20 protein-coding genes are annotated in these 20,592 nt (G+C 65.6%); 3 read left to right on the top strand and 17 right to left on the bottom strand.

Going from position 1 to position 20,592, the window contains the following annotated elements:
* The first annotated feature begins 2 nt into the window (after window positions 1-2).
* From eutC to doeB, 3 genes are read left to right on the top strand one after another with little or no spacing between them, the layout of a single operon-like run.
* Complete coding sequence (gene eutC, locus QTL98_RS06870) at window positions 3-995, top strand: ectoine utilization protein EutC (protein WP_445681479.1); 993 nt, start codon at window positions 3-5, stop codon at window positions 993-995.
* A gap of 12 nt (window positions 996-1,007) precedes the next feature.
* On the top strand, window positions 1,008-2,216 hold the full coding sequence (gene doeA, locus QTL98_RS06865; RefSeq protein ID WP_445681478.1) for an ectoine hydrolase DoeA: 1,209 nt from the start codon (window positions 1,008-1,010) through the stop codon (window positions 2,214-2,216).
* Window positions 2,217-2,229: 13 nt separating this feature from the next.
* Entirely contained in the window at window positions 2,230-3,276 is a 1,047-nt protein-coding gene (doeB, locus tag QTL98_RS06860) for a N(2)-acetyl-L-2,4-diaminobutanoate deacetylase DoeB (protein ID WP_445681477.1), read from the top strand.
* Between the two features lie 63 nt (window positions 3,277-3,339).
* Here the strand turns inward: doeB and QTL98_RS06855 are convergent, their stop codons facing one another.
* From QTL98_RS06855 to QTL98_RS06775, 17 genes are all read right to left on the bottom strand, one after another.
* Entirely contained in the window at window positions 3,340-4,050 is a 711-nt protein-coding gene (locus QTL98_RS06855; RefSeq protein ID WP_445681476.1) for a PIG-L deacetylase family protein, read from the bottom strand.
* Window positions 4,051-4,057: 7 nt separating this feature from the next.
* Window positions 4,058-5,320 (bottom strand): MGH1-like glycoside hydrolase domain-containing protein, encoded by a 1,263-nt coding sequence (locus QTL98_RS06850; RefSeq protein ID WP_445681475.1) that lies wholly within the window; start codon window positions 5,318-5,320, stop codon window positions 4,058-4,060.
* A gap of 60 nt (window positions 5,321-5,380) precedes the next feature.
* On the bottom strand, window positions 5,381-6,418 hold the full coding sequence (locus QTL98_RS06845; RefSeq protein ID WP_445681474.1) for an ABC transporter ATP-binding protein: 1,038 nt from the start codon (window positions 6,416-6,418) through the stop codon (window positions 5,381-5,383).
* Window positions 6,419-6,434: 16 nt separating this feature from the next.
* Window positions 6,435-7,286, bottom strand: a complete 852-nt coding sequence (locus QTL98_RS06840; RefSeq protein ID WP_445681473.1) for a carbohydrate ABC transporter permease — start codon at window positions 7,284-7,286, stop codon at window positions 6,435-6,437.
* On the bottom strand, window positions 7,283-8,131 hold the full coding sequence (locus QTL98_RS06835) for a carbohydrate ABC transporter permease (protein WP_445681472.1): 849 nt from the start codon (window positions 8,129-8,131) through the stop codon (window positions 7,283-7,285). Before QTL98_RS06835 ends, QTL98_RS06840 begins: the two co-directional genes overlap by 4 nt.
* Window positions 8,132-8,257: 126 nt before the next feature.
* On the bottom strand, window positions 8,258-9,559 hold the full coding sequence (locus QTL98_RS06830; RefSeq protein WP_445681471.1) for an ABC transporter substrate-binding protein: 1,302 nt from the start codon (window positions 9,557-9,559) through the stop codon (window positions 8,258-8,260).
* A gap of 74 nt (window positions 9,560-9,633) precedes the next feature.
* Complete coding sequence (locus tag QTL98_RS06825; RefSeq protein ID WP_445681470.1) at window positions 9,634-10,674, bottom strand: LacI family DNA-binding transcriptional regulator; 1,041 nt, start codon at window positions 10,672-10,674, stop codon at window positions 9,634-9,636.
* 184 nt (window positions 10,675-10,858) lie between these two features.
* On the bottom strand, window positions 10,859-11,980 hold the full coding sequence (locus tag QTL98_RS06820; RefSeq protein ID WP_445681469.1) for a saccharopine dehydrogenase family protein: 1,122 nt from the start codon (window positions 11,978-11,980) through the stop codon (window positions 10,859-10,861).
* A 19-nt stretch (window positions 11,981-11,999) separates the two neighbouring features.
* Window positions 12,000-12,794 carry an amino acid ABC transporter ATP-binding protein gene (locus QTL98_RS06815; RefSeq protein ID WP_445681468.1) on the bottom strand — a complete coding sequence of 265 codons (795 nt, stop codon included), beginning with the start codon at window positions 12,792-12,794 and terminating at the stop codon, window positions 12,000-12,002.
* Window positions 12,795-12,805: 11 nt separating this feature from the next.
* Window positions 12,806-13,468 (bottom strand): amino acid ABC transporter permease, encoded by a 663-nt coding sequence (locus tag QTL98_RS06810; protein WP_445681467.1) that lies wholly within the window; start codon window positions 13,466-13,468, stop codon window positions 12,806-12,808.
* Window positions 13,469-13,521: 53 nt separating this feature from the next.
* Window positions 13,522-14,364 (bottom strand): transporter substrate-binding domain-containing protein, encoded by an 843-nt coding sequence (locus tag QTL98_RS06805; protein ID WP_445681466.1) that lies wholly within the window; start codon window positions 14,362-14,364, stop codon window positions 13,522-13,524.
* Between the two features lie 128 nt (window positions 14,365-14,492).
* Window positions 14,493-15,446 (bottom strand): 4-hydroxy-tetrahydrodipicolinate synthase, encoded by a 954-nt coding sequence (dapA, locus tag QTL98_RS06800; protein ID WP_445681465.1) that lies wholly within the window; start codon window positions 15,444-15,446, stop codon window positions 14,493-14,495.
* Window positions 15,447-15,490: 44 nt separating this feature from the next.
* Window positions 15,491-16,237, bottom strand: a complete 747-nt coding sequence (locus tag QTL98_RS06795; protein WP_445681464.1) for a dihydrodipicolinate reductase C-terminal domain-containing protein — start codon at window positions 16,235-16,237, stop codon at window positions 15,491-15,493.
* Between the two features lie 26 nt (window positions 16,238-16,263).
* Complete coding sequence (locus QTL98_RS06790) at window positions 16,264-17,661, bottom strand: aldehyde dehydrogenase family protein (protein ID WP_445681463.1); 1,398 nt, start codon at window positions 17,659-17,661, stop codon at window positions 16,264-16,266.
* A gap of 4 nt (window positions 17,662-17,665) precedes the next feature.
* Window positions 17,666-19,042 (bottom strand): FAD-dependent oxidoreductase, encoded by a 1,377-nt coding sequence (locus tag QTL98_RS06785; RefSeq protein ID WP_445681462.1) that lies wholly within the window; start codon window positions 19,040-19,042, stop codon window positions 17,666-17,668.
* Complete coding sequence (locus QTL98_RS06780) at window positions 19,035-19,316, bottom strand: 2Fe-2S iron-sulfur cluster-binding protein (RefSeq protein ID WP_445681461.1); 282 nt, start codon at window positions 19,314-19,316, stop codon at window positions 19,035-19,037. Before QTL98_RS06780 ends, QTL98_RS06785 begins: the two co-directional genes overlap by 8 nt.
* Complete coding sequence (locus QTL98_RS06775; protein ID WP_445681460.1) at window positions 19,313-20,515, bottom strand: NAD(P)/FAD-dependent oxidoreductase; 1,203 nt, start codon at window positions 20,513-20,515, stop codon at window positions 19,313-19,315. The genes QTL98_RS06780 and QTL98_RS06775 overlap by 4 nt, the downstream gene beginning before the upstream one ends.
* Window positions 20,516-20,592: the final 77 nt, after the last annotated feature.

Genomic DNA, 20,592 nt, shown 5'->3' with positions numbered 1-20,592 from the left:
CCATGGCGCAGATGAGCATCCTTACCGAAGCCGAGCTTCGCAGGGTCATCACGCTGGATGAAAGCGTCGTTGCCTGCGTTGAAGGGGCCTTTCTGGCGCTCGCCACCCGCGACGTGGTCATGCCGCCTATCCTGCGCCTCGACATCGCCGAGCGCCGGGCCGAGGTGGACGTCAAGACCGCCTATGTCCCCGGGCTCGACAGTTTCGCCATCAAGATCAGCCCCGGCTTTTTCGACAATCCGGCCAGAGGTTTGCCCAGCGTCAACGGCATGATGGTGCTGCTGAGCGCCGAAACCGGGCTCGTCGAGGCGCTGCTGCTCGATAATGGTTACCTGACCGACCTCCGCACCGCCGCGGCCGGCGCCGTTGCCGCCTGGCACCTTTCCCGGCCGGACAGCCGGGTTGCCGCCATCCTTGGCGCCGGGGTGCAGGCCCGCCTGCAATTGCAGGCGCTAAGGCTGGTGCGGCCGATAGACGAGGCCCGGATCTGGGCTCGTGACGGCGCAAAAGCCAGCCTCGCCGCTGATGAGCTTTCTGCCAGCACCGGCATTGCCGTCACCGCCATGGCAACGCCGCAGCAGGCGGTGACCGGCGCGGATATTATCGTGACCACCACCCCTGCCAGCCAGCCGCTGCTGAAGGCAGCCTGGCTTGCCCCGGGGCAGCACATCACGGCCATGGGCTCCGATGCCGAGCACAAGAACGAGATCGACCCGGCGGTGATTGCCGGCTGCGACCTCTATGTCGCCGACAGCCTTGCCCAGACCCGCCGGCTGGGGGAACTGCACCATGCCATTGCCGCCGGTCTCGTAGCAGCGGACCGGCTGTTTCCCGAGCTCGGCCAGATCATGGCCGGGCGCTACGCCGGCCGGCCTTCGCCCGAGGCGATCACCCTGTGCGACCTGACCGGAACCGGCGTTCAGGACACCGCCATCGCCACCCTTGCCCGTACGCGGTCACTGGCCGCCGAAGCGGGCACGACCTTCCAGAGCTGAGTGACCCATCCGATGACTTCCACCTCCCAGACGGCCCAGTCCAAGGGTCTGCACCTCAACTTCACCCGGGAAGAATACGCCCAGCGGCTAGCCAAGGTGCATGGCGCCATGGCCTTGCGGCATCTCGATCTGCTGATCATCAGCGACCCCTCCAACATGGCCTGGCTTACCGGGTATGACGGCTGGTCCTTCTATGTGCATCAGGCGGTGCTGGTGCCGCTTGGCGGCGAGCCGGTGTGGTACGGGCGCGGGCAGGATGCCAATGGTGCCAAACGCACGGCATGGCTCGGCCATGACAACATCATCGGCTATCCGGACCATTATGTGCAGTCCACCGAGCGCCATCCGATGGACCTGCTCTCGCAGATCATCGCCGACCGGAGCTGGGGGGGCGGGCGCATCGGCGTGGAGATGGATAACTACTATTTCTCTGCCGCTGCCTTCGCCTCGCTGGTGCGCCACCTGCCCAATGCCCGCTTCGAGGATGCAACCGCCCTCGTCAACTGGCAGCGCGCGGTCAAAAGCGAGCAGGAGCTGTTTTACATGCGCAGCGCCGCCCGCATCGTGGAGGTGATGCATGACCGCATCCTGGAGACGGTGACGCCGGGCATGCGCAAATGTGACCTGGTGGCCGAAATCTACGATGCCGGCACCCGCGGCGTTTCCGATTTCGGCGGCGACTATCCCGCCATCGTGCCGCTGCTGCCCTCGGGCGAAGACGCCTCCGCCCCGCATCTTACCTGGGACGACCAGCCGATGAAGTCCGGCGAAGGCACGTTTTTCGAGATCGCCGGCTGTTACAAGCGCTACCACTGCCCGCTCTCGCGCACGGTCTTTCTCGGCAAACCCACGCAGGCCTTCCTGGATGCGGAAAAGGCGGTGCTGGAGGGCATGGAGGCCGGGCTTGCCGCCGCGAAACCCGGCAATGCCTGCGAGGATATCGCCAACGCCTTTTTTGCCGTGCTCAAGAAACACGGCATCACCAAAGACAACCGCACCGGCTACCCGATCGGCCTCAGCTATCCGCCGGACTGGGGCGAGCGCACCATGAGCCTGCGCCCCGGTGACCGGACGGAACTCAAGCCCGGGATGACCTTCCATTTCATGACCGGCCTGTGGCTGGAGACGATGGGGCTGGAGATCACCGAGAGCATCGTCATCACCCAAACCGGCGTCGAGTGCCTGGCCAACGTGCCGCGCCAGCTCTTCGTCAAGCATTAGGGGGCCACCTATCATGCAGTCCGGCCCCTTGCCCTCCGCCGCCCCGGCCCTGATGGCGCCCAGCGCCATCGTCCCTTCCGTCGACTTCAACCGGGACGGCGTGCAGCACGGCTTCCTGCGCATGCCCTACAGCCGGGACGACAGCGCCTGGGGATCGGTGATGATCCCCATCGCCGTCATCAAGAATGGCGACGGGCCCACTGCCCTGCTGACCGGCGCCAATCACGGTGATGAATATGAAGGGCCGATTGCCCTCTTCGACCTCGCGCGCACCGTGGATCCGGCGGAAGTGACCGGCCGCATCATCATCGTGCCGGCGATGAACTATCCGGCTTTTCTCGCCGGCACGCGCACCTCGCCGATCGACCGAGGCAATCTCAACCGCAGTTTTCCCGGCAGGCCGGATGGATCCCCGACGGCCAAGATCGCGGATTATTTCACCCGCTACCTGCTGCCGCTCGCCGATGTGGTGCTGGATTTCCATTCCGGCGGGCGCACTCTGGATTTCGTGCCCTTTGCCGCCGCCCACATCCTGCCCGACAAGACGCAGGAGGAGCGCTGCTTTGCTGCCGTCGAAGCCTTCTCCGCCCCCTACTCCAACCGCATGCTGGAGATCGATGCCGTCGGCATGTACGACACCACCGCCGAGATGATGGGCAAGGTGTTCGTGACCACCGAGCTCGGCGGCGGCGGCACAGCGCGCGCCGAAACGGTCGCGATCGCCCGCCGTGGCACGCGCAATCTCCTCAAGCATTTCGGCATCCTGCCCGGCGCGCCGGAAAAAATCGCTACGCGCTGGATCGATATGCCATCGGACGCCTGCTTCACCTTCGCCGAGAGCGACGGCATGGTTGAGACCTGCAAGGATCTGGGTGAGCCGGTGACGGCAGGCGAGATCATCGCCCGCATCCATCCCACCGCCCGCACCGGCCTCAGCCCGCTGGAATACAAGGCCGCCATGTCAGGCATCCTCGTCGCCCGACATTTCCCCGGCCTTGTCAAAGCCGGCGACTGCCTGTGCGTGATCGGGGTGCTCGACGCGAAGGCAGCGGCTCCCTGAACGCGGCACTTCACGAAACGCCTGACCGGGCTGCCTTTCGGGCAGGATTGGATGGAAGAGACATTACCTCTGCCCAAACGCCGTTGGCACATCATCCGTGCGACGGCCGAGCGGCCTTACCGGCGGCGACGGCGGCAGCAGTCCTCGCGGATCGGCAAAGGGGGCGCGCGGCTCGAAACGGAAGGCCTCGGCGTAAGCCTCCTCCTCCACCGCATTGCACTGGACGGCACGCAGCCGGTTGAGGGCGGTTGCCGCAGTTACGAAGCGCTCCGGCCGCTGGCTTTCATGGCAGCGGATCGCCATCTGCTTGGCCGCCATATGGGGCGTGATATCGACATAATAGAGCGGCTGGAAACCGACACCGTTCAGCGTGTCGACATAAAGCACCGGCGCGCGGAAACTGGCGGCATCGCTCACAGCGCGGGAGAGCGCCCGGTGATCCGGGTGATAATCTTCCGGCGCATGGGTCAACACCAGATCGGGCGCCTCGGCAAGGATAACCGCCTCGACCGCTGCCTTGAGCCCCGCATCCTCGCTGAGCCCGCCATCCGGCCGGCGCAGGAAAACGGGGGTGACGCCGAGCGGCTTGCCCGCGGCCGATGCCTCTCCTTCCCTGAGCCGGGCGAGTGCCGGCCCCGGATTGGGGCCGCCTTTGGCGCCATCGCTCGCCACCACCCAGCCGATCTCATGACCGGCAGCCTTGAAAGCCAGAAGGGTGCCGAGAAAGAAAATCTCGGCATCATCCGGATGGGCGCCGAAGCCGAGGATCTTCATTTCCGCCTCAGGCCCTTTCACCGCGCAGGAATTCCAGCACCATGGCCGCCGTCCAGGTAAAGCGCCCGCCGCCCAGCGCCTCGCCGGTCAGCGGATCATAATATTCGGCAAAACCCGATTGCTGGATCAGGCCAAGGCTGTCGCGCCGCACTTCTTCGGCCGCGTCATCCAGCCCGCAACGCTTGAGCCCGTCCACCAGCAGATAGTTGACGATAAGCCATGCCGGGCCGCGCCAATAGCGTTTGGCCTCAAACCGCGGATCGGCGGGGTCGTGGCTGGCGACACCAAAGCGCGTCTGGCCGCGCCATTTGCGCAAGGTACCGGCAAGGGCGGATTGCCGGCCTGCATCACCCGCACCCGCAAAGAGCGGCAACAGCCCGCCGACCGACGCGCTTTTGACCGGCGCGCCCAGCGCACGATCGAAGCAGAGATACTGCCGGTCCTCCTCGCTCCACAGCGTCTCCAGCGCCGCACGCGCCTTCACCACCCGGGCCGTGGCTTCGGCGGCCAGATCGGCAAGCCCCAGCTCGCCGGCCAGCCAGGCCAGATCCTCGTCGGAGCGGATCAGGATGGCGTTGAAACCCGGATCGACGACGCGGAAAGGCGAGTTGTCGTGCAGGATCTCGTTGTTCCAGCCGAGATCGCGGAAATGCTCGACCAGCCAGAGATAGCGGTCGTACTCCGCCTTGGTCGGGCGCTGGGACGGATCGACATGGGTGGTGTCGCGCCGCACATAGGGCGTTACCCCCTCGTCCGGTACCCGCATCAACGGCTCCACCCAGTCGAGGCTATTGTCGCGGCCGGATTCCCACGGGTGCAGCAGCGCCACAAGGCCGGTGCCATGCGGGTCGCGGCACCGGTAGAACCAGCGGTGCCAGGCGGCGGCCTTCGGCGCCAGCCGGAGCGCCATTTCCCGTGCCTGAGCCTTGTCGCTCGCCCGCTCATAGAGGCGGCGCAGCACAAAGGCGCAGACCGGCGGCTGGGTGATGCCGGACGTCGGTGTCGGCCGGTTGGTGCCCCACACGTTGGAGCCGGGGAAATACCCGTCATCTTCCACATGGAAGATGATGTGCGGCACCATGCCGTCCGGCCACTGGTGGGCCAGCAGCGTGTCGATCTCCAGCCAGGCGCGGGCCTCGTCCAGCTGCTGCTGGCCAAGGGCGGTCAGGCAGGAATCCCAGTTCCACTGAAAGGGGTAGAGCCCCTTGGTCGGCACGGTGTAGGTGCCCCGGTCGTTCTCGGCCAGGATAGCGGCGGCATTGTCTTGCATGGTTTGAATTCCGGCGATGAAAACAGGCATGGGTCTGTCAGACTTCCTGAAAGGCTCGGGTCAGGCAGCGACGGCAAGGCCGCTTGCGGTATCGAACCAGCGCACCCGGTCGGGCCGGGGCGCGAGTGTCAGCGTCTCGCCAAGGCTCACCCGGCGGTCGCTGTCGAGCACGGCGCGGAAAAGCTGGCCGGCAACATTCATCGTTACCAACTGATGGGCGCCAAGCGGCTCGATCACCCGCACCTCGCCGGCAAAACCGGCTTCCGCCGGCTCCAGATCTTCCGGCCGGATACCGAATTCGAGCCCGTCCGCACGGGGGCCCTCGTACCGCTTGCCGGCCACCTGCCAGCCGCCTTCCACGGCTTCTGCGGGGAGGAAATTCATCGGCGGGCTGCCGATGAAACCGCCGACAAAGCGGGTGGCGGGGTTGCGATAGACCTCGATAGGTGTTGCCACCTGCACGATATGGCCGCCATGCATGACGGCAATACGATCAGCGAGGCTCATCGCCTCCACCTGATCATGCGTGACATAGACGGTGGTGGTGCGGCTTTCCTGCAGCACGCTTTTGAGCTCGGCGCGCATCTCGAGGCGCAGCAGCGCATCGAGGTTGGAAAGCGGCTCGTCCATCAGCAGCACCGACGGCTCCATGGCGAGTGCACGGGCAACCGCCACGCGCTGGCGCTGGCCGCCCGAAAGCTGGCCGGAATAACGCTCCAGCAGCCCTTCGATATGCATGAGGCCGGCACAGCGCCGCACGCGGCGCTCCACCTCAGCCTTCTCCAGCTTTTGCATACGCAAGCCGAAGGCGATGTTCTCGAAGACCGTCAGATGCGGGAAGACGGCGTAGTTCTGGAACACCATGGAGATGCCGCGCGAGCGCGGCGGCAGGTGTGTAACCTCGTTGCCGCCAATCTTCACGCTGCCGCGGCTCGGGCTGTTAAGGCCGGCGACGATGCGCAGAAGCGTAGTCTTGCCGCAGCCGGAGGCGCCCAGCAGCACAAGGAATTCCTGGTCAGCGATTTCCAGATCGATGCCATGCAGCGCGGTAAATGTGCCGTAGGACTTCTGAACGCCCTTGATGGAGATGGTGGCCATGATATGGGCGGCTCCCTTAACGATTGGCGATGCCCCAGAGCGAGAACAGGTACTTGCGCACGGCGAAGAGGAAGATGAGCGCCGGCAAGACCAGCACCGCCGCGCCGGCGAATTTCAGCGGCAGCGGCGACACGTCGAGGCTCTGGATGAGAAAGGCAGTGAGGGTGCGGTTGCGGATGGTGAGCACCGCAGCGGCAAACACCTCGTTCCATGAAGTGACGAAGGCAAAGACGCCCGAGGCGGCAATGCCTGGCAGGGCGAGCGGCAGCACCACCTTGCGCACGGCCTGCAGCCGTGTGCAGCCCAGCGTCCAGGCCGCCTCCTCCAGCTCGAAGGGAATGCCGGAGAAGAGCGAGGCGGTGATGAGCACGGAAAAGGGCAGCGCCAGCGTAGTGTGCACCAGCGCGAGACCAAAGAGGCTGTCATCAAGCCCGGTGCGGATGAACATGACGGCCAGCGGCAGGGCCAGCAGCGGCAGCGGGAAGGCCCGCGTCATCAGCACCAGCAGGCGGAAGACGCCCTTGCCGGGAAAATCGAAACGGGCCAGAGCGTAACCTGCCGGTGCCCCGAACCCCAGCGACAGCACCATGGTCAGCACGGCGACGACAACGGAATTGCCCAGCGCCTTCAGCACCCCGGCATAGGAGATGAAGAAACTAAGGCTGCCGAGATCGAAGGTGGGGACGAAGTGCTTGGGCCAGCCGGTTACCGTCTGCGGATCGCTGAGAGCGTTGACCAGCACCAGATAGATCGGCAGCAGCACCCAGACGCACAGCAGGATGATGATGGCGGCGTTCAGCATCCGCCCGGCCCGGCGGGCATCGGCGGGCACGAAGGCGGCGGCTTCGGTTTCGGTGACGGCGCTCATGCCCGCTCCTCCTCACGCACGCGCAGCACGCGCAGATAAACCAGGGTGAAGGCGATGGAGACCGCCAGCAGCACCAGCGCATAGGCGGAGGCGACGTGCCGGTCCTGCAGGTCGAACTGCCAATGGAAGGTCTCGCTCATCAAAACCGGCAGGTTGGTGCCGGTCAGCGCGACGGCCACGGCAAACACCTCGAAGGCCAGGATGGTGCGCAGGATAAGCGCCGTTTGCAGGCTGGGGCGCAGCAGCGGCAGTGTGACCTTGATGAAACGCTTCCACGGGCTGGCGCCGAACACCTCGGCCGCCTCGCCATATTCCTTGGGGATAAGGCCCATGCCCGCCACCAGCACCACCAGCACGATGGCTGTGGAACGCCAGACTTCGGCCAGCACCACGGCGGCGATGAGCGCGGGATAGTCATTATAAAGCAGATGGTTGACTGGCTGGTCGACGACGCCGAGATGGAACAGCACGCTGTTCATGAAGCCGGTCTGGTCAAGAATGGAAAGCCAGATCAGGCCGGCGGCCAGATCGGAAATGCCGAGCGGAATGGTCCAGATATAGAGCACCAGCTCGCGCCCGGTTTTCATCTTCGTGACCAGCGAGGCCATGCCGAGCGACAAGGCGATCTGGATCGGCACGATGATGATCACCAGAAGGAAGGTGTTGGTAAGCGCCGGCATGAACTTCCAGTCCTGCCGCATGGTCTCGAAGTGCTGGAGCGTAAAGCCGCCGTCATCGGTAACCGCGTACCAGGCAACCTGCAGGAACGGCAGCACGAAGAAGACGATCAGAAAGACCGTCGCCGGCAGCAGCAGGAGATAGGGAAGCGCGCGTTTTGAAATCATCGGAAATGCTCCTTCCCGTAAAGCCGGACCAGCCATCAGGCAGCTGTGGGCCGGCCGGCTCCCGGAGAAAGAAGGATGCCGGCGGCGGCTCTGGCACCGCCGGCATCAGGGGAGGTTCTGGAGAGATCAGTTGACCGGGCAGGTGCCTTCGGAGGGTTTGTCCGGCGCCCAGCACGGAGCCTTGGCCTCGTCCATGATGGACTTCAGCACCTTGGCTTCATCATCGAGCACGTCCTTGACCGGCTGGCCGGCCAGCACGATGCGCTGGAAGCTGTCGGTATAGACCTTGTTGAAACGGCCCCCGAGTTCGCCAAGGCCCTGCGGCAGCAGGCTGGCGACAGCATCCTTGGCGCCGGACTGAGCCTGGATGGCCGCGCCGGAGATGCGCATGGAAGCCGGCATGTCATCCGGCAGCTTCGCATCGGTTACCGGGAAGAAGCCGGTTGCCTTCAGCATCGCCACCTGGCTTTCCGGCTTCATCAGATAGGAGATGAGCTTCTTCGACTCCGCGGCATCCGGCGCGGTCTTGAGAACAGCCAGCCCGGTAAGAACAGGCATGAAACCACGGCCCTGCGGGCCGGCCGGTGCCGGGAAGGCGACGAAATCATCCGGCATCTTGTTGAAGGCATCCTGCAGGCGCGAGGTGTGTTCCCAGGCAACCCACACTTCGCCGGTCAGCAGCGGCTCCTGCATGAAGCCGTAATTGGTGGAAGCCGGCTGGGCGACGGCCCAGAGTTCCTTCAGCTTGTCCCACATGGCGACCGCTTCCGGAGAGCGGAAGTTCGTCACCACCGAACCGGTGAAGGACGGGTAGGCATAACCCTGGAAGAACCGGTGCAACAGGCCCTTGGGGCCAGCGGGCAGGCCGAATTTCGGACTGCCGGTCGCGTCCTTCATCGCCTTGGCCCATTCGATGAGCTGGTCATAAGTCAGCGCATTGATGTCGGCGCCCTTGGGCAGGTACTGCAGGGCCTTTTTGTTGGCGGCCATGACATAGCTCGCCTGCATCCAGGGGATGTACTTGTAGTGGTCGGTGCCGAGCTTCGAGAGGCCGGTAAAGGTCTGGCTGATATGGGCATCGCCGAGTGTGCCGGCGACATCGTCCAGATCGATCATATTGGGCACGAGCGTGCTGAAATCGGCATGCAGGCCGCCGAGCACGGCAATGGTGCCCTTGCCCGATTCAAGCTCGGCCTGGATACGGGTAAAGAAGGGCCCGTTATCCTGCGGCTGGAAATCGACCGGCGCACCGAACCCTGCCAGCACCTGCTCGCGTACGGCCTGCGCCTCTTCCACCGGACGTGCCTGGGTGGACCAGAAAAGCATGCCGTCGGCACGGGCTGCACCAGCGCCAAAAGCGGCCGAAAGGCCGGCGGTAACCGCAAGCGCCGACAAGGCGCCACGGAGCGTAAACTGTTTCCCGAGCATATCTGCTCCTCCCGTTCTTTTTGTGGTCGGACACTTGGGAGAGCCATGCCCTCCCCGCCCGCCTTGAGGCCAGCTCAGCCGGCCGGTGCCGGACCATGGCTGGCCCGCTCGATAAAACCCGGCTTGATGAGGTGATGTCCGAGCGCCGCCGGGCCGCGCTCGATAAGCTCAAGCGTCATGCGCGCCACAAGGCCGGCGGCGCGCTGCGCTTCCTGGTCGAAGGTGGAAAGCGGCGGGTCCGAATAGGCCGCCACAGGAATATTGTTGAAGCCGATGACCGACAAATCCTTCGGCACCGAGAGGCCCTTGAGCCGTGCGGCTTCCAGCACGGCGAGCGCCAGTGCATCGGTCACGCACAGGATCGCCGTCGGCCGCTCGGGCAGGCTTAAAAGCCGCATCGCCTCGGCAAGAAAACGGTCCGGGGCCGTCAGGCGCGGCGCGGCCACCCGCTCCGGCAGCAAGGCAAGGCCATGCTCGTTGAGGGCAGCCTCCATCGCGCGGCGGCGGATATGGGAGAAGTTGAATGGCTCTTCACTGCCCATCAGGGCAAACCGCCGGTGCCCCAGCGCGACCAGACGCTCGACAGCCAGGGCAAAGGCCCCTTCGCTGTCGGTATCCACCCAGGCGTAAGGCCGCTTCTCGCCGCTGGCGCGGCCGTGGGTCACGAAGGTGAAATTGCGGTCGAGCAAGTAGGAGACCCGCTCGTCATTCACCATGGTGCGGTTCAGCACCATGGCATCGGCGCGCTGGCCGTCGACGATATGGGTCAGGACGTCGAGATCGCTCTGGCTTGCGGTCACCGTGGCGATGAAGAGATCCTTGCCCTCCAGCGCAAAACCTTCGCTGAGGCCGGCGACGAACTCGCCGAGCGAGGCGTCCAGCATCTGGTGGTCGCGCACCTGCAAAAGCATGCCGATGAAATCCGACCGGCCGGAGACCAGCATGCGGCCTGCCCGGCTCGGCACGTAACCCAACCGCTCCGCCGCTTCCTTGACGCGGGCGCGGGTCGCTTCGCTGATATCGCTGTAGCCGCCCAGGGCACGCGAAACGGTGGGGATGGAAAGCCCCAGCTCCTGCGCAAGCTCCTTGAGCCGCATCTGTCTGCGTGCCGTCACCGGCGCCTCCCGGACCATCGGCGGCCTGTCACCGCCCTTCTTCCCGATTCAGGGGCTTTTGCCCTAAATCTTTTCTAAAACGTTTTAGACTTTAACCATAACGTTTTAGATTTGGCAAGAACGCTGTTTCCGGAAAATATCCGAAGCAGGATGGAGGCCGGTAGAAGGAAGCCTGAACCGCAGTTCAGGCAACAGCCGCCATGGCAGCGACGGGCTGTTCCAGCCCACGCAGGAACCGGCTTGCCGAGAGCGCGGCAAAAGGCAGGTCCTCGTGATGCAGCAAGCCGCCGGGTTGCGGGCGCGCCGACTGCACAAGGTCCAGCACGGCGGCAAGATGGGCCGCCGAGGCACGGCTGAGCGCACTGACATAACTGCCGGCGGGGCCGGGCATCGCCTCGATACGGCGCAGCTCGCTGCGCTCGGTCAGCACCCCGCCAACCTCACCGCGCACGGTCACGAGAGCAATCAGCAAATCCTGATGGATCTCCGGCAACCCGTTGCGGAACAGCGTTGCCAGCAGATGGCGCCGCTCCTTGAGCCCGAGATCCTCGACCAGAAAGCGGATGAGATCGAGGTGGCCGGGATAACGCAGGGTCTTGAAGGTCAGCTCCCGCACCTTGCCCTGAAGCCGACGGCAAAGCGTTTCAGCACCGCCCGCCGTGGTAAAGGCCTCCAGCTCCAGCCCGCCGACGATCACCCGCTCCTCCGCCGTCAGCGGCGCAAGGGTAGTGATCTCACCGCCCACCAGCGCATGACAGGGCTGGGTATATTCATCGATCAGTGCCTCGACATTCCACGACAGGCCGTAGCGCAGCCGGTTGGTCGGCAAGGCCGGGATCGCCCCGACCCGGATGATGACGCTGGAGGGCGACGGCATCTGGCGCACCAGCGCGGCGGCGGCATCATGCACGAGGCCGGGGGCAAAACCGCAGCCGGGAACAAGAAGGGCTGTACTGTCCGGCACGCCGGCCGCGACAGCCTCCACCCCGGCCGTATCTTCGGCGAGATCAAAATAGTCGGTGCCGGTCTCTAGCGCCGCGCGGGCGAGTGGCACGCACACACCTTGCGGCGCGGCGCACACCACCGCGTCAAAACCGGCAAGCGCCCGGCGCGTTTCTTCAAGCCGGGTGGCATCGAGATAGAGCATGGAAAAGCCGGCGCGTTCGCCCGCCGACAACGCTTCATCCGTAACATCGGCCAGCGTGACCCGATATCCGCCCACGGCAGACAGCATAGCGGCGAGAACCGGCCCGACACGGCCGGCGCCGACGACCAGAATGGCTTTTCCATCCGCGCTGGAAGACATGCGTGCCTCTCCCCCTCGCTCAGGCGTGAAAGCGGGCAAGGAAGGATTGCAGCCGCTCATTTGCCGGTGCCCGGATAATCTCCTCGGCACTGCCTTCCGCCGCAACCACGCCGCCATCCATGAACAGCACCCGGCTTGCCACATCGGCGGCAAAGGCCATTTCGTGCGTCACGATCACCATCGTCATGCCGTCGGCGGCAAGGGAGCCGATAACCTTCAGCACCTCCCCCACCAGTTCGGGGTCGAGCGCGCTCGTCACCTCGTCCAGCAGCAACACTTCCGGCTTCATCGCCAGCGCCCGGGCAATCGCCACGCGCTGCTTCTGCCCGCCGGAGAGATGGTTGGGATAGGCGTTGCACTTGTCGGCAAGGCTGACACGGCCCAGCAGATCCATGGCAATCGCCTCCGCCTCCTGCCGCGGCAGGCCGAGCACGGCAATCGGACCTTCGGTCACGTTTTGCAGCACCGTCTTGTGCGGAAAGAGGTTGAAGTGCTGGAAGACCATGCCCACGCGCCGACGCAGTTCGCCGAAGCCGATAGCCTCTCCCTTGCCCTTGAAGCTCGGCGCGATGGGCCGGCCGAGGAAAGAGAGCGTGCCGCCGGTCGGTACCTCCATCATGTTGAGGCAGCGGATCATGGTGGACTTGCCGGACCCGGAGGGCCCGATGACCGCCAGGACCTCCCCGCGATGCAGGGCGAGATCGACGCCCTTCAGCACCTCGTGCCTGCCGTAGCTCTTCAGCAGCCCGCGCACCTCCAGCACCACTTCACCGGCTGGCGCTGCCTCTTGCCGGACGGGCTTGCTCGTCGTCATGACGCTCTCCATCAGTCGCTCACCCTCATGCGGCGCTCGATGTAATCGGCGGCCTGGGTCAGCGGGAACAGCAGCAGGAAGTAGATCACCGCCACCAGCGTGTAGGATTCCAGCGGGCGATAGGTCTGCCCATTGACGACGGCGGCCATGTAGGCCAGCTCCGCCACCGAGATCACCGAAATGAGCGAGGTGTTCTTGAACTGGGTGACCGACTGGTTGATGAAGGCCGGCAGCATGCGCTTGACGGCCTGGGGCATGATGATGCGCCACATCGCCTTGGCGCTGGACATGCCCAGCGCGGCGGCAGCCTCATGCTGACCGCGTTCGATGGACAGAATGCCGCCGCGGAAAATCTCGGCATAAAAGGCACCGACATAGAGCGACAAGGTCAGGATGGCCGCGGTGCTGTTGTTCATCTCGACGCCGACCAGCAGCGGAAACGCGTAGTAGAACCACAGCAGCTGCACCAGCAGCGGCGTACAGCGGAAGACTTCCTGATAGATGCGGGCGATGCCGTTCAGGAGGGTGCTGTTGGAAAGCCGTGCGAAGCAGGTGGCAAGGCCGATGACGATCCCGAGCAGGATCGAGGCGAAAGTGTAGGCAAGGGTAATCCAGGCGCCCCACAGGAACAGGTCCCAGGATTGCCAGACTACCTGAAAGTCCCAATGGTACATCGGTGGCCGTCTCCAAAGGGCTCCGGGCCGCCGGGCGGCCCGGAGCAAACACATCAGCCGCCGAAATCAAAGCCTGCGGGCAGGTCATCGAGGGTGATGCCGAACGGCTCCAGCCCCTTCACGATCCAGGTCTGGTTGTTGCCGACCCGGCGATTATATTCCGCCCAGGCAGAGATGAAGGATTTGAACTGCTCGTCCGCGGCATAATTGATGCCGATCACCGATGGGGAGGACAGCACCGGACCCGGCACATAAACCTTGCCGAGTGCGGTGGTCTTTTTGGCGATCACCATGCCGTTGAGCGCGGTGCTGACGAGGCCCTGTGCCTTGCCGGTCGCCACGGCAACAATGGCTTCATCACGCGTCTTGAAACGCAAGATGTTGGCCTTGGGCAGGTACTGCTGGGTGATGAGGTCCTGCGAGGAGCCGAGATCGACCGCGAAGCTGTATTTCGGATCGTTCAGCTCGGCCCATTTGAGGCCGGAGAGCGCGGCATCGGGCGAGACGATGACGAAGCTGTTGTAATAGGTGGGGGCCGAGAAGGCGATCGAGAGCGCCCGCGTCGGCACGGCGGTCAGCGCGAAGGCGATATCGGCCTTGCCGGACTGCACGTCGAGGATGGAGTTGGCCCAGGAGCTCTCCACCACCTCAAGCTTCACGCCCAGCGTCTTGGCGACGTCGCGCGCCATCTCGATGGCGAAACCGCGCCATTCGCCGGTACGCGGGTCCTTGTTGAAATAGGGGTCCTCATTGAGGATGCCGGGCACCCGCAGCACGCCGCGTTCGCGGATCGTGTCGACAGTGCTCTTGGCATCGGCAGCACTCGCGCTGCCGGCGAGCGGTAACAGGCCAAGAGCCAGCGCCGCCGCGCAAAGGAATTTCGTCAAGCCGTTCATTCTACTGCTCCCTTCCGATGAAGTCTCCGCAAGCACAATTCTTGGTCTTGTTTTTTATTTTCACGAGGCGCCAAAGTATTAAGGAACAGTCGCCCACCCTGGCACCTCATGACTTTGGAACGGGGTCTTCACCCGTTCAACGCTAAGGGTATCCGGTTGCTTAGCGGTTTTTTTGTAAGAGCGGCCGGGGCTGCCGACGCTGCAAACCGGTCCAGCTCCAGGCGCAGCCGGGCGCGGCTTTCCCGCGTCAGCGGGGCCAGCGGCAACCGCAGTTCGGGACTGGCAAGCCCCTGGATCGCCAGCGCTTCCTTGACCGGTGCCGGGCTCGTCTCGATGAACATCGCCTCGGCAAGCGGCAGCAGATAGTCGTGCCAGGCAAGGGCTGCCGGCGCATCGCCGCGCTGCCAGGCCGCAACCATCTCGCACACAGCCTCAGGCACATAATTGGAGAGCACGCTGGTTACCCCCACCGCGCCCAGCGACAGGAAGGCGAGCGTCAGCCCGTCATCGCCGCAATGGATCGCAAGGCGCTGGCAGCGGCGGCGCAGCGTGCTGACCCGGGCCGCACTGCCGCCGGCTTCCTTGATCGCCACAATGTTCTGGCAGCGGTCCTCCAGCCGGGCCGCTGTCTCTGGCGCAATTTCAACGCCGGCGCGGGCCGGCACGCTGTAGAGCATCAGCGGCAGGCCGGTGACGGCAGCGACGGTGGAAAAGTGACCGAAGAGCCCCTCCTGGGTCGGTCGGTTGTAATAGGGCGTAATGACAAGGCAGCCATCGGCGCCCAACTGCTCCGCCCGGCGGGCCTTTTCTACTGTGCGCGCCGTATCATTGGTGCCCACCCCGGCCAGCACGAAGGCCCGGCCGGCACTGAGCCGCACGGTGCGAGCAATCAGGTCTTCCGCCTCGGCAGTGCTGAGCGTCGGTGCTTCCCCGGTGGTGCCGAGCGGCACCAGCCCGGTGACCCCGGCCTCCATCTGACGCTCGACCAGCGCCTCGAATGCCTCGATATCAACGGCCCCGCCGCGAAAGGGCGTGACCAGTGCGGTAAAGACGCCGCCAAGGCGCGCCATATCGAATTCCATTTCCAGAAACTCCCCTTCCTTAAACTCCGATGCCCTGTCGCCCGTCATCCCCGGGCGGCAACCGGCACCAGCGTGTCTGCAAAACTGAAAAGCCCGTTGCCCGGCGCTGCCGTCAGCAGCCAGCGGGCAGCCGCCAGCGCGCCTTCGGCATAAGCCGCGAGCCGGTGGACCTTGAAGCTCACCGTTACTTCGCTGCTGCCCATGTCGAAGCGCACGCTGTTGACGCCGACAGTGTCGCCGCGCCGCATGACCCGCAGATGCGCCGGCCCGGCTTCCGGCCCCTGCGCTTCGGCAATCGCCCCGACCAGACGGCGCGACGTGCCCGACGCCTCGCGCTTCTTGCGGGCGTGATAAACTTCCTCGACATGCGGCTCGGCTCCCGGCTGCAATCCAGCAAAGCAGCTGACGGCCGCCGCAAAAGGCTCAAAACCGATGGCGAAATTGGCACTGGCCAGCAGCGGTCGGCGGGCAGCCGCGGCGCCCAGCGCCTCACGCTGCGCTTCGTCAAAGCCGGTCGTGCCGATGACGGTCGGCAGCGGCTTGTCCCCCAGCATGTCCTGAAGCGCGAGACTGGCCGCGGGCGTGGAAAAATCGATGATCACATCGCAGTGGCAGTTGATGGCCGCCTCCGCGGAGCGATATTCCATCGCCCCGCCGGCCACCGGCGCACCAAGCCGCGCCGAGCCCGGAGAAACGAGGGCCGCGGCCAGATCGAGCCCGGGATTGCCAACAATGGCTTCTACCAGATGGGTGCCTACCCGGCCGCTGGCGCCGTAGACGGCAATACGCATGGTTTTCTCCTTCCACCGGCGGCTTTTCAGTCGATAACGACACGGGGTTCGGACATTTCGCGCAGGGCAATACGCACGCCCTCGCGGCCAAGCCCGCTTTTCTTGATGCCGCCGAACGGCACGTGTTCGGCGCGGAAGTCCGGCCCTTCATTGACCATCACGCCGCCCACCTTCAGCTCACGGCAGAAGCGCTGGATCAGACGGTGATCGTTGCTGAACAGACCGGCCTGCAGCCCGTAATCGCCGGCATTCACCTCGGCAATCGCCTGCCCGGCATCGCGGAAGCGGCGCACGGCGATAACCGGACCAAAGGTCTCTTCAGCCATCAGCGCCGCGTCCGGCGGCACCTGATCGAGCAGTGTCGGCGCCATCACTGCACCCGAACGCTCGCCACCGGCAATCAGGTGGGCGCCCCGGCCGAGGGCATCGGCCACTTTCTCATCAACCTTCAGCGCCGCCGCCTCATCGATCACCGGCCCCATGACCACCGCCGGATCGGCCGGGTCGCCATAGTTCAGCCCGCCTACTCCGGCTTCCAGCCGGGCGAGCATCGCCTCGGCAATATCCTCATGCAGGTAAAGCTTCTTCACCGCCGCGCAGCTTTGGCCGGCAATCTCGAACCGCTGAGCCATTGCCGTTGCGGCGGCGGCATCGAGATCGGCATCGGGCAGGACGAAGAGCGGATCATTGCCGCCCAGCTCCATCAGGCAGCGCACAAGGCCGCTCGCCTGCTTGAGGGCAAGGCCGGCGACAGGGCCGCCGGTAAAGCTCAAAAGATCAATCGGCGCGCGGGCCAGTTGCAGCGCCTGCTCGGCGCCGCCATGGACCACCTGGAAGAGCCCGGCCGGAAAGCCGGCTGCGATTGCCAGTTCCGCCAGCCGGGCGGCGATCAACGGCGCCTTGGGCGATGGTTTGGCGACAACGGCATTGCCGGCGGCAATGGCGGGGCCGATTTTGTGGCAGAGCAGATTGAGCGGGTAATTGAAGGGCGTGATGGCGCCGACAACGCCGACGGGCTGGTAAGTCACCACCGCCTGCCGGTCGACACCGCCGGAAACGATGCCGCAATGAAGCACTTCGCCATCAAGGAAGGTCGCGGCATCTCCGGAGAGGCGCAGGGTGTTTTGCGCCCGGCGTACCTCGTTGCGTGCCTCGACCAGCGTCTTGCCCATCTCGGCGCTGATCAGCGCGGCCAGCTCATCGGCAGCGCCGGCGATACAAGCGGCCAGACGGTTCAGCAGTTCGCGCCGCTCGAAAGGCTGGCTTGCTGCAAAGGCTGCCGCCGCACGGTGAGCCTGGGCTACGGCATGGGCAATCTCCGTGGCCGATGCGACCGGCACGTCGCCGACAAACCGGCCGTCATAGGGGCTGTGTACAGCAAGCCGCACCGCATCGGCGGGCGCCTGTTTGAGAGCGGCCGTCATTTGATCATTCCTCTTCGATCCGGATAACAGAAGCGGGGTCGGCAGCAGCGCCGCCTTCCGCAAGCAGGGTGGCAATTCCGACCGGCCTTACCGGCCAGCGGCGCCCCGTGAGGTGGGAGGCTTCGAGCGCCTCAGCGCCGGCGCCGCAACGGCGCAGAAAATCGACCGTGGCATCGGCACAGAAACGCCCCTGACAGGAGCCCATGGCAAAGCGGCCATTCAGCTTCACCTCCCGTGCCGAAAGCCCGTCATGGCCGGCAAGCAGGCCCCGCAAGTCGCCGGCGGTGCGGTTTTCACAGCGGCAGATAACCGTCTCGTCCGGCAGATCGGCCGGCGGGGTGGTGAGCGCCGGCGAAAACAGGCGGGCAAGCACCGCCTGCGCCCGGCGCTCGCGCTTGACAGGTTGAAGGGACATAGCGGGCAATTTCAGCCCGAGCATCCGCGCGGCCTCGCGCCCGGCCCGCTTGCCATCTTCAATGGCCGCGACGGCGCCCAGTGCCTCGCGGCAATCCCCCGCCCGCGAGAGCACCGGACCGCCCGTCGCGGCCCCACCCGGCAGACCGAAATCATTCGGGCGGATACCGTCATGAAGTGCCACCCGGTCGACGGAGAAGCGGCGTTCGTCGCCCTGCCCCCGGCACTCGACCTCAAGCCCTCCCCCGGCCGCGAGCCGGATGGACGTTAGTTGCGTGGCGTGCAGCACCGGCACGCGGGCCTTGTGCAGGCGCGCCAGGATAGCGAGCGCCTCGCGCAGATAACCCGGCGTTGCCAGCAGCTTCAGCAGCTCGGCCGGCTGCCCGAACGGCCTTGCCCGCTCGATGATCGCAACCGGCGGCTGGCCAAGCGCCACCATCTGGCTTGCGACCGCCAGCAGCAGCGGGCCGCTGCCTGCCAGCAGCGTGCGCCCGACCGGCACCGCACCGCGCCGCTTCATCATCATCTGCAGGCCGCCGGCGCTCATCACGCCCGGCAACTCCCAACCCGGCAGCGGCGCAATACGCTCGACAGCGCCGACGGCAAGGACCACCGCCCGCGCCCTGACCGGCAGCACCCTGCCCGCCTCACCCGCCGAGGCCCGGCGTTCCAGCAGCGCCAGCCCTTCGCTATCAAGCCCGGCAAAGCTGGTGTGAAACTCAACGGCGGCGCCAGACGCCGCAAACTCGCGGCTCAGCGCCTGCCAGCGGGCCCGATGCCGGGCCGACATCGCAACCGGGGCGCAACCCGGATCGGGCTGGCAATAAATGGCGCCGCCCAGCCGCTCGCGCTGGTCGACAAGCAGCACCTGAAGGCCGGCCTGCCGCGCTTCGACCGCCGCAGCCATTCCGGCCGGGCCGCCGCCCACCACCAGCAGGTCGATATCCATGGATTTCCACTCAGTCATGGCGGCCTCCATCGGTATCCACCGAAGGGCCGGCCACAAGCGGCTCCACGCGTATGCCGGCCTCGACCGGCCGCAAACAGGCTTCCACCACCGTATCGTCAATGCGCACGAGACAACCCTGGCAGGCACCGATCCCGCAGAAATAGCGCTGCCGCAGCCCTGTTGCGGACGGACCAAAATCACGCTGGCCGGCAGCCTCCAGCGCCAGCGCAACTGTCTGGCCAGGCTGGAATTCGAGCTTTTCGCCCCGCCAGAAAAAGAAGGACGCGCTCATGCTGCCCTCGGCGTGAAACGGGCCGGAGACAAGGCGTTGATATCGACGGCCGCCGGCTCACCGCAGATCAGTCGATGCACCAGTTCGCCCATGAAGGGGCCGAGGCAGATGCCATCGCCCTCAAAGCCGGTGGCGACGAAGAGATTTTCCGCACCCGGCACGGCGCCAACAATGGGTAACCTGTCGACCGTGGCCGTCCGGATGCCGGAGAAGGCCCGGAGCAGCCGCAGCCTTGCCAGATCCGGCATCAGGGTCACGGCTTCCCTCAGGATATGGCGCACGGCGGCAAGATCATTGTGCGTATTCGTCACCCCGTCCTCACGTGTACCGCCGATCAGAAACTGACCGGTAGCGAGAGGATCGATAACAAGGCCGAAGCTGCGTGCGGCATCGGCAGGGCCACCCTTTGCTGCGCCCTTGCTCAGCAGATAGCGGCTGGACATCAGCGGCCCCGCCGGGGCGCCAAGCCGGCCGGCAGCGCGCTCCGTCAGCAGCAGTTGCCCTTTGCGCGGGATGAGCGCGCCGGAAAGGCCGAGCAACCGCTCCGACCCATTGCCCGCCGCAACCAGCACGGCGTCCGCCGCAATCAGCCCACCCTGGCCGGTGCTGACAGCGGTGACCCGCCCGGTCTTGTCCCGGACGAACCCGTCAACCGGGGCGCTGCGGCGCAGGGTGAACCGGCCGGCACGAGCGAGCCGCTCCACCACACGGTAGCCGATGGCGTGGCCCTCACCCTCGACACGGGCAACCGCCACCACCTCTTCGCTCACCATCGGCAACAGCCCGGTTATCTCGGCGCGCGCCAGCAGTCGCACCGTCACCCCGGCACCGGCAAGGGCGGCAGCATGCTCCGCCAGCACCTCTGCCTCGGCGGCATTGGACGCAACGATGAAGGTAGGACGTTCGCGAAATTCACCGGCCAGAACGCCCCCGGAGGCGAGTGCCCGGTAGGTGGCGATGCCGGCAAGGCCAAGCTGCATCATGAGCCCGGGGCGCTTGCTGGCAACCGACACGGCACCATCCGAGGCACCGGAAGCGCCGGCGGCCGGGGCAGCAGCCTCCAGCACCGTGACCTGCACGCCGCGCCGGGACAGAAAGAAGGCGGCCGATATGCCGACAATACCTGCCCCCACGATCACCACATGGCCGGGGTCGTTTACTGGCGGCGCCGCGTCGTTATGAAATGATGGCGAAAGCATAAGCTGGCCGGTGGTCGCTCTTGATTGCTGCTGCCTTCAAGAGTTGAACGAGCCAACTGGCAAGGACGATACAAATG

This window comes from Radicibacter daui (assembly GCA_030657355.1).
Classification (GTDB): Bacteria; Pseudomonadota; Alphaproteobacteria; order Radicibacterales; family Radicibacteraceae; genus Radicibacter; species Radicibacter daui.
This window is presented reverse-complemented; position numbering and strand designations above follow the sequence as displayed.

Bases quoted from the DNA above. Each gene is read 5' to 3' on its own strand.
- eutC (WP_445681479.1), top strand. From the start codon at position 3: ATGGCGCAGATGAGCATCCTTACCGAAGCCGAGCTTCGCAGGGTCATC.
- doeA (WP_445681478.1), top strand. From the start codon at position 1,008: ATGACTTCCACCTCCCAGACGGCCCAGTCCAAGGGTCTGCACCTCAAC.
- doeB (WP_445681477.1), top strand. From the start codon at position 2,230: ATGCAGTCCGGCCCCTTGCCCTCCGCCGCCCCGGCCCTGATGGCGCCC.
- QTL98_RS06855 (WP_445681476.1), bottom strand. From the start codon at position 4,050: ATGAAGATCCTCGGCTTCGGCGCCCATCCGGATGATGCCGAGATTTTC.
- QTL98_RS06850 (WP_445681475.1), bottom strand. From the start codon at position 5,320: ATGCAAGACAATGCCGCCGCTATCCTGGCCGAGAACGACCGGGGCACC.
- QTL98_RS06845 (WP_445681474.1), bottom strand. From the start codon at position 6,418: ATGGCCACCATCTCCATCAAGGGCGTTCAGAAGTCCTACGGCACATTT.
- QTL98_RS06840 (WP_445681473.1), bottom strand. From the start codon at position 7,286: ATGAGCGCCGTCACCGAAACCGAAGCCGCCGCCTTCGTGCCCGCCGAT.
- QTL98_RS06835 (WP_445681472.1), bottom strand. From the start codon at position 8,131: ATGATTTCAAAACGCGCGCTTCCCTATCTCCTGCTGCTGCCGGCGACG.
- QTL98_RS06830 (WP_445681471.1), bottom strand. From the start codon at position 9,559: ATGCTCGGGAAACAGTTTACGCTCCGTGGCGCCTTGTCGGCGCTTGCG.
- QTL98_RS06820 (WP_445681469.1), bottom strand. From the start codon at position 11,980: ATGTCTTCCAGCGCGGATGGAAAAGCCATTCTGGTCGTCGGCGCCGGC.
- QTL98_RS06815 (WP_445681468.1), bottom strand. From the start codon at position 12,794: ATGACGACGAGCAAGCCCGTCCGGCAAGAGGCAGCGCCAGCCGGTGAA.
- QTL98_RS06810 (WP_445681467.1), bottom strand. From the start codon at position 13,468: ATGTACCATTGGGACTTTCAGGTAGTCTGGCAATCCTGGGACCTGTTC.
- QTL98_RS06805 (WP_445681466.1), bottom strand. From the start codon at position 14,364: ATGAACGGCTTGACGAAATTCCTTTGCGCGGCGGCGCTGGCTCTTGGC.
- dapA (WP_445681465.1), bottom strand. From the start codon at position 15,446: ATGGAATTCGATATGGCGCGCCTTGGCGGCGTCTTTACCGCACTGGTC.
- QTL98_RS06795 (WP_445681464.1), bottom strand. From the start codon at position 16,237: ATGCGTATTGCCGTCTACGGCGCCAGCGGCCGGGTAGGCACCCATCTG.
- QTL98_RS06790 (WP_445681463.1), bottom strand. From the start codon at position 17,661: ATGACGGCCGCTCTCAAACAGGCGCCCGCCGATGCGGTGCGGCTTGCT.
- QTL98_RS06785 (WP_445681462.1), bottom strand. From the start codon at position 19,042: ATGACTGAGTGGAAATCCATGGATATCGACCTGCTGGTGGTGGGCGGC.
- QTL98_RS06780 (WP_445681461.1), bottom strand. From the start codon at position 19,316: ATGAGCGCGTCCTTCTTTTTCTGGCGGGGCGAAAAGCTCGAATTCCAG.
- QTL98_RS06775 (WP_445681460.1), bottom strand. From the start codon at position 20,515: ATGCTTTCGCCATCATTTCATAACGACGCGGCGCCGCCAGTAAACGAC.